This window comes from Chryseobacterium formosum, assembly GCF_026460885.1.
In the GTDB taxonomy this organism is placed as follows: Bacteria; Bacteroidota; Bacteroidia; order Flavobacteriales; family Weeksellaceae; genus Chryseobacterium; species Chryseobacterium formosus.
This window is the reverse complement of record NZ_JAOVZW010000005.1, coordinates 44,770-51,375: the sequence shown is the minus strand read 5'-3', so window position 1 is coordinate 51,375 and position 6,606 is coordinate 44,770. Positions and strand designations below refer to the sequence as shown.

General features: G+C 33.2%; 5 protein-coding genes. All 5 read right to left on the bottom strand.

The genetic code is table 11. The annotated features are described in order from the left end of the window. Nucleotides 1–41: 41 nt before the first annotated feature. Nucleotides 42–473: a hypothetical protein gene (locus OF897_RS06060; protein ID WP_267264794.1), complete on the bottom strand. Its 432-nt coding sequence runs from the start codon at nucleotides 471–473 to the stop codon at nucleotides 42–44. A 62-nt stretch (nucleotides 474–535) separates the two neighbouring features. Continuing rightward, nucleotides 536–2,938, bottom strand: a complete 2,403-nt coding sequence (locus OF897_RS06055) for an alpha/beta hydrolase family protein (RefSeq protein ID WP_267264793.1) — start codon at nucleotides 2,936–2,938, stop codon at nucleotides 536–538. Nucleotides 2,939–3,145: 207 nt separating this feature from the next. Then, nucleotides 3,146–4,324, bottom strand: coding sequence for an aminotransferase class V-fold PLP-dependent enzyme (locus OF897_RS06050; RefSeq protein ID WP_267264792.1), 1,179 nt, complete (start codon nucleotides 4,322–4,324; stop codon nucleotides 3,146–3,148). Between the two features lie 171 nt (nucleotides 4,325–4,495). After that, nucleotides 4,496–5,641 carry a hypothetical protein gene (locus OF897_RS06045; RefSeq protein ID WP_267264791.1) on the bottom strand — a complete coding sequence of 382 codons (1,146 nt, stop codon included), beginning with the start codon at nucleotides 5,639–5,641 and terminating at the stop codon, nucleotides 4,496–4,498. Nucleotides 5,642–5,671: 30 nt separating this feature from the next. Beyond that, nucleotides 5,672–6,565, bottom strand: a complete 894-nt coding sequence (locus OF897_RS06040; protein WP_267264790.1) for a TssN family type VI secretion system protein — start codon at nucleotides 6,563–6,565, stop codon at nucleotides 5,672–5,674. Between the last annotated feature and the right edge of the window lie 41 nt (nucleotides 6,566–6,606).

Sequence of the window (6,606 nt, the reverse complement as noted above, 5' to 3'; positions counted from 1 at the left end):
TCTCAATTTTATTCCTTAGAAAAATAAAAGTTTAAACAGGTTTATTTATAATTTTTTACATACTCTTCTAATTCGGGATTATTTTTCCACCCACCAGATTCAGTCATAGAAATAATAATCATCTTTTTGAAATCTTCCCATTCAGCTGTCCCTCCTCTCACTACAGCACCTTCCCATGGACTTTTGTCACTAGGAAGTACATATTCGATAATAAACTCATTATAGTATTTAGATTTATAACCAACAATTGAAACATAATAGTCATCGCTTTTATCACTATTAAATAAAAGCAAGTGATCATGTGACGTTAATCCATAAACAATAGTATTTTCAAAACTTAGATTTAAAAAATCAAGTACTTCTAACATTGGTGTTCCAACATCTCCGAACGCATCTTCAGGTTTAGGTATAAATTCTTTATAAAAATCTTCAAGTGTTTGTCTTTTTTGTTCTGAACGTCTTATGATTGGCATGTTATCAATTTTAATACAAATTAAATAAAAAACTCGCTCCAAAGAACGAGTTTTAAGTATAATTATTTTTTCAAACATTTCTCCAAAAACTGATCTTGTTCCCAAAGCAAATGAAGAATATTTTCTTTTGCGGCATAACCGTGAGATTCTTTGGGAAGAAGCACCATTCTCACCGGAGCACCAAGATTTTTCAAAGCCTGGAAATATCTTTCGGTCTGTAAAGTAAATGTTCCCGGATTGTTGTCTGCATCACCATGAACAAGCAACATCGGCGTTTTCATTTTATCTGCATTCATAAAAGGAGACATCGTATTATAAATTTCCGGAACATCCCAATAATTTCTTTGTTCACTTTGGAAACCAAAAGGTGTCAAAGTTCTGTTATACGCTCCACTTCTCGCAATTCCACAAGCATAATCTTTGGAGTGTGTCAAAAGGTTTGCCGTCATAAATGCACCATAAGAATGTCCTCCAACTGCAACTTTTTTTCGGTCGATATATCCTAATTGGTCTACTGCATCAATGGCTGCTTTTCCATTGTCAACCAATTGTGGAATGAAAGTGTCATTTGGTTCTGTTTTTCCTTCACCGATAATCGGGAACGCTGCATCATCCAATACGGCATAACCTTTCGTAGTCCAATATACAAACGAACCGTAATATGGGAACGTAAAATCGTTCGGATTCTGAGTATTCTGTCCTGCTGTGTTTTTGTCTTTATATTCTGTAGGATATGCCCAAATTAACAACGGAAGTTTTTCTTTTTTTGCTTTTCTGTCATAATTTGCAGGTAAATAAAGAGTTCCCGTTAAAGTTACTCCGTCATTTCTTTTGTAGGTAATTACTTCTTTATAAACATCTTTGATACTTTCAAACGGATTGGCAAAATTCGTAACAGGCTCAGATTTATTAGATTTAATATTTTTCTTATAGTAATTTGGATACTGACTTGCCGACTGCTGAATTGTTAACACCTCTCCTTTTTTAGCATCAAGAATATCGATGATTTCTTCTTTTGCTCCTTTAAGATTTGATGTGTAGAGTCTTTTCTTTTTTAAAGATTTCATATCCATTTCATCTATGAAAGGATGTTGTCCTTCTTTTGTAAATCCGGCTCCGATTAGATATGATTTTTCACCTTTCATGTCGATAACATATCTTCCGAACTCATTTTTAGTTGTGTTGAAATTTCCCGGATCATTGTAAACATCCTGATAATTTCTGTCTTCAATTACCTGAGATTTACCATCATTTAAATCAACCAGATAAGATTTTGTATTTCTGGTATCGTACCAACCTTCAGAAACAATTGCGTAGTGATTATTTGTCCAACTTGTTCCTTCATATCTCTGTTTTGTTTTAAAGAAAGATTTTGGCTGTTCATTAAACGGAGCATTCCATGTGAAAATTTCATCTCTGAAATCAACGGTTTTAGACTGATCTCCACCATCCAAAGCTTCAGCAAAAACCAAAGTTGCTGGTTGATCTGCTCTCCACGTCATATCTCTTTTTCCGATTCTAACCGATGAAAAACCTTTCGGCATAATCTCGGTAAGCGGAACTTCATTTACCACCTTTACTTCTACTCCTTTGGCATCATACACTTTTGCAGTCGAAGGAAATCTGCTCAAAGGAACGATGTAAGAAAACGGTTTTTTAATTGTCGTTGCCATTAAGTAATTTCCATCGGGAGAATAACTCAGACCTGCATAAATATCTTTATCCTTGAATTTTTTAAGATTACCATTCAAATCTACATGAAACAATTCTGAGTTGGTAAGCGTTTCAAAATTCTTCTCATCCTGCGGATTTTTAAGCAAATCCTGATACGTTCTGTTTTGCGAAACTTTTCCGTCTGCCGTAGAAACAATCGGACCAGTTGGAAGATCTTTTGAAGAATCGATGAGCTGCCCTCTATTTTCGGGCAAAACTTTAATTAAAAAGCTCTGAGAATCTTTCATCCAAGTATATGGATTTCCCAAATTGGCATTCAGATTATCTTTAGTAATTTTTTTAGCCGTTGCTGTTTCTAAATCAATTACCCAAAGTTCAACACCTTTATCGGTTGTATTGGTGAAAGCTAATTTCTTTTCGTCCGGTGAAAATGATGTATTAGTAATTTTAGGGTTTACAGGTAAATTTTTAACCTGAATTTCCGTTTTATCATTCATCTTACGAACTTTCAAATTGTTGGAATACGTAATTGAACTCGAAATATTCGTCACCGGATTGATTCTTAAGCCTCCCAACTTCATTTCCTGCTGATTGAGATCATCCAAAGTTTTGTAAGTCGGACGGTAAGTAAAAATTACCCAATCTTTTTTCGAATTGGTCAAAACACTTGGTGGTCTGTCATAATCTGCCAATTTAAGAATTTCAGCAGATGGTTTTTGATACGTAATATTTTCCTGAGCTTCATAAAAATTGAGAAACGCAAGGAGACAGATGGTTAACTTGATCTTCATTTTCTTTTTGATTTTTCACGAATTTAATGAAAAGTAATTAATTCGATGCTTTATCTTAACTCTTAATTTTAACGCAAAGAGCGCAAAAATTTTTTAAATATTGTTATTCATATTTTTTCGTTCGCAAAGGCGTTTGACTACGTCGAATCTTCGATTTCACTCAGCAAAGACCAAAAATATATTTTTAAATAATACATGATAAATAATTTATTTTAAACTCTTACTCAGGATTTCAGAAACTCTTTCGATTTCCTCTGAGGTGTTGAAATAATGGGGTGAAAGTCGTACTGCTCCGTCAACTTTTTTATCGGTAAAATCAATCAATGCAGAATGTTTGTAGCTTGCCGAAAAGAAAACATTATTTTCTCTCAAAACGTTTTGAATATTTTCCAAATCATTATCCGGTCCGCAAAAAGTGACGATAGCGCTTAAATTTTGCCCAATATCTAAAACTTTGAAACCACTTTCTGCAAGATTTGTTCTAAGTATTTCAGCTAAATTTCTGTTGTAATTTTCAATTTGACTTAAACCAATATTGTTGGCATATTTTACAGCTTCCATCATTCCTAAAACGGCAGCATAAGAAACTTCCCAATGTTCAAATCTTTTGGCTGTTTTAAATAATTCATAATTATCAAATTCAGACCAATGCGCTCCTCTCATATCCAATAAAACCGGAGCATAATCCTGTTCCAAAACTCGGTCTGAAACATATAAGAATCCGCTTCCTCTTGGTCCTCTCATAAATTTTCTCCCGGTTGCAGTAAGGAAGTCACAGCCTATTTTTTCGACATCAACAACCATTTGTCCGACCGATTGGCAACAATCTGCCAAATACAAAACATCATATTGACGGCAGATTTTTCCGACACTTTCAACATCCTGAATCAAGCCTGAATTGGTCGGAATATGAGTAACAGCAACTAATTTAGGTTGATGAACTTTAATTAAATTTTCCAGTTCTTCTAAATCAAGTCCGTTATCTTCAAGCTTTTTAATCCTGATAATTTTTACATTTAACCTTTTTTGAAGTGAAATAAAGGTAATCTGATTGGAAATATAGTCATCAACTGTGGTAATAATTATATCTCCTTCTTTAAAAATAATGCTTGAAAGTGCCTTTGCAAAGGCTTCTGTAGCACTTGTCATAAAAGCAATATTCGATGGTTTACAATTGATAAGTTTGGCAGTTTCTGTATAAAAATTTTCAAGTAAATCTGCATTTCTATTAGCAACTTCATATCCTCCAAACTGTTCCTCTTGTTGAAGATAATCAATCATAGAATCTACCACAATATTGGGCATTAATGATGAACCTGCATTGTTGAAAAATAATTTTCCGTCTGATAATCCTCTTATTTCCTGTCTTATTTTATCTGTATTCATTTTTTATTTTTTAAACTCAAAAATCTGCTAAATCTGTAAAATCTGCGATAGATAAAATTCAAAATATAGTTCACGCAGATAGCGCAGATTTATTTGAGATTTTAATTGACAATTTTATACAAAAAATCCCGAATTTGAAGTATCGGGATTTATCTATTTTGAAATTTATTTTTAGTCTAAAACACTCCAACCTCTCTTCGGATTGGTATTTGAAGAAACCTCCTGTTCGTTGACAATAATGTTTTCTTTTCTCTGTCCGATGTAATCAAGCTCACTCAGTTTTGAGAAAATATTTTCAAGACTTTTCAGCATCAGACTGATGTGTAAAAGTGGTTCACCCGAATTGTGATGGTCATAATTCGTTTCTGCAACTGTTGAAAGCTGATTCAGTAAAGTATGAGGTGCAATTTCGCTCCATTCTAAACTATAATTCAGCATTTCTTCCAATTCTCCTGGAACTAAAATCTGAGTTGAATTGTACATTCTTAAGGCTAATTTTGCAAAAGTTTCAATTAAAAAAACCGGCGGTTGATACGGAATAATATTTCTGAACTGAAAATACATATCTCCAAAAGTATTCACCAAAACATTACACAACGCTTTTACATTTAACGCTAAAGAAGTGTTTTGATTTTTATGGGAAGCTTTCTGAATGATTTTGAATGCATATTGTTGTAAATTTCCAATCGATTTTGCAAATCCGTTGTAGTAATCAATCAATACAGGATGACTCTGAATCGATGTACAAGGCGGAATAAAGTTGGTATTCACCTGCGCAATATTTCCTTTAAAATCAACTTTCCCGACAACTAAGTAATTTCCTCCAGAATAATTGCTGTTCAACGAACTTACCGGAAGCAATTCGATATGATAGTTAGAATGCGCATTTGGATGTCTCGGCGGAATTTCTTCAGGATCAATATCTCCGAAAGGCACTTTATCAAAAGGATTTACAGATATTAGAATGTAATATTCTCCATCCATTTGATTTTCATCGATATTTAAAGATTTAGCCAAAGTTTTAACGCTGACTCTTCTATCTTTTAGTTCCAATCTGTATCCAGCCAAAGTTACAGCGCTGCAGTTTTTGATAAACAGTTGAACATCGTTGGTCGCTGTATTATGAACATCAAAGATCGTTTTATCTGTAAATTCATTCGATAATGGTAGCAAACCATAGTTATAATTGGTAATCGCAAGAGAATTTGCATCTCTTATTGTATCTATTAAAAAATTATCCTGATCATTAAGATGTCTTTGTGAGACCTTCATTCCATCAACCCAGTTGATAGCAAAATGTTTTATGGGCTGTATCATATTGTAATATTTTTATTGGTGTGATTTGATTTATTTTTTTCCTTCTTCTTCGTGCTGAATTACTCTCTTACAGACAACAACTTCGTTCTCAGAAATTGTATTTGTAGTAATATCTTGATCGAAATCAATGTATTTTCTAAAGCTGAAAAACGATTTTTTCGTGTAAAATATCCAGTAATAAGATTCTTTTTGTTCGTTAGTCAAATGAATAATCGATTTTGGATTTTTATGGTTATAATCGTCTACAACTCTGAAAAACCAGTCTCCAAATGTTACTCCGGTCGGTAGAGTTTTAGCCTTAATTCTAAAACGGTTTGCGTCTTCCAGATTTTTACTCAATTCAACATTTAAAACCATTAAACGGCCAAAATCTGCTCCGTCAAAATCTGGTGGTTTTTGGTCTGGAGAATATCTCCAAGTTTTATAGATATCAACCGGAATACTGATAAACATAATGTAACAATAATAGAAAACGATCGGCACAAAAAATATCAGAACGCTGGTTGCAGACATTACAGGATATCCCGCTCCTTTACTGATCCATCCGAAAATCAAAACGAAAAGATAAGCTCCTACAAGAGCGCATGTCACTGATAAAACCGATTCAAATAAAATACTTGTTGTCTGTGATTTAAAATGTTTTCTGAAGAAATTATGCATTAAATTCACATGGATAATCCCGAAAACGAGATAAATAATCTGTGAAATTAAATACCAATAAGGATTAAATGAATTTCCTGCAAAACCGAAAAAACCAGGCAATGCAAGACACAAACTGCATAAAAGTACATACACAATAATGACTCTTATCTTTACAGCAGGTTGATTTTTTCTGATTACACCCAAAATCACCATCATTATGACAGCAATAAGCGGCACCAAAATATACCTTAAAAATATACCTTTTACTGAAGAAATTTCCATTTATTTCTTTTAATATTTAGTTGATTGATGAAATGTAAATA

Bases quoted from the DNA above. Each gene is read 5' to 3' on its own strand.
- OF897_RS06060 (WP_267264794.1), bottom strand. From the start codon at position 473: ATGCCAATCATAAGACGTTCAGAACAAAAAAGACAAACACTTGAAGAT.
- OF897_RS06055 (WP_267264793.1), bottom strand. From the start codon at position 2,938: ATGAAGATCAAGTTAACCATCTGTCTCCTTGCGTTTCTCAATTTTTAT.
- OF897_RS06050 (WP_267264792.1), bottom strand. From the start codon at position 4,324: ATGAATACAGATAAAATAAGACAGGAAATAAGAGGATTATCAGACGGA.
- OF897_RS06045 (WP_267264791.1), bottom strand. From the start codon at position 5,641: ATGATACAGCCCATAAAACATTTTGCTATCAACTGGGTTGATGGAATG.
- OF897_RS06040 (WP_267264790.1), bottom strand. From the start codon at position 6,565: ATGGAAATTTCTTCAGTAAAAGGTATATTTTTAAGGTATATTTTGGTG.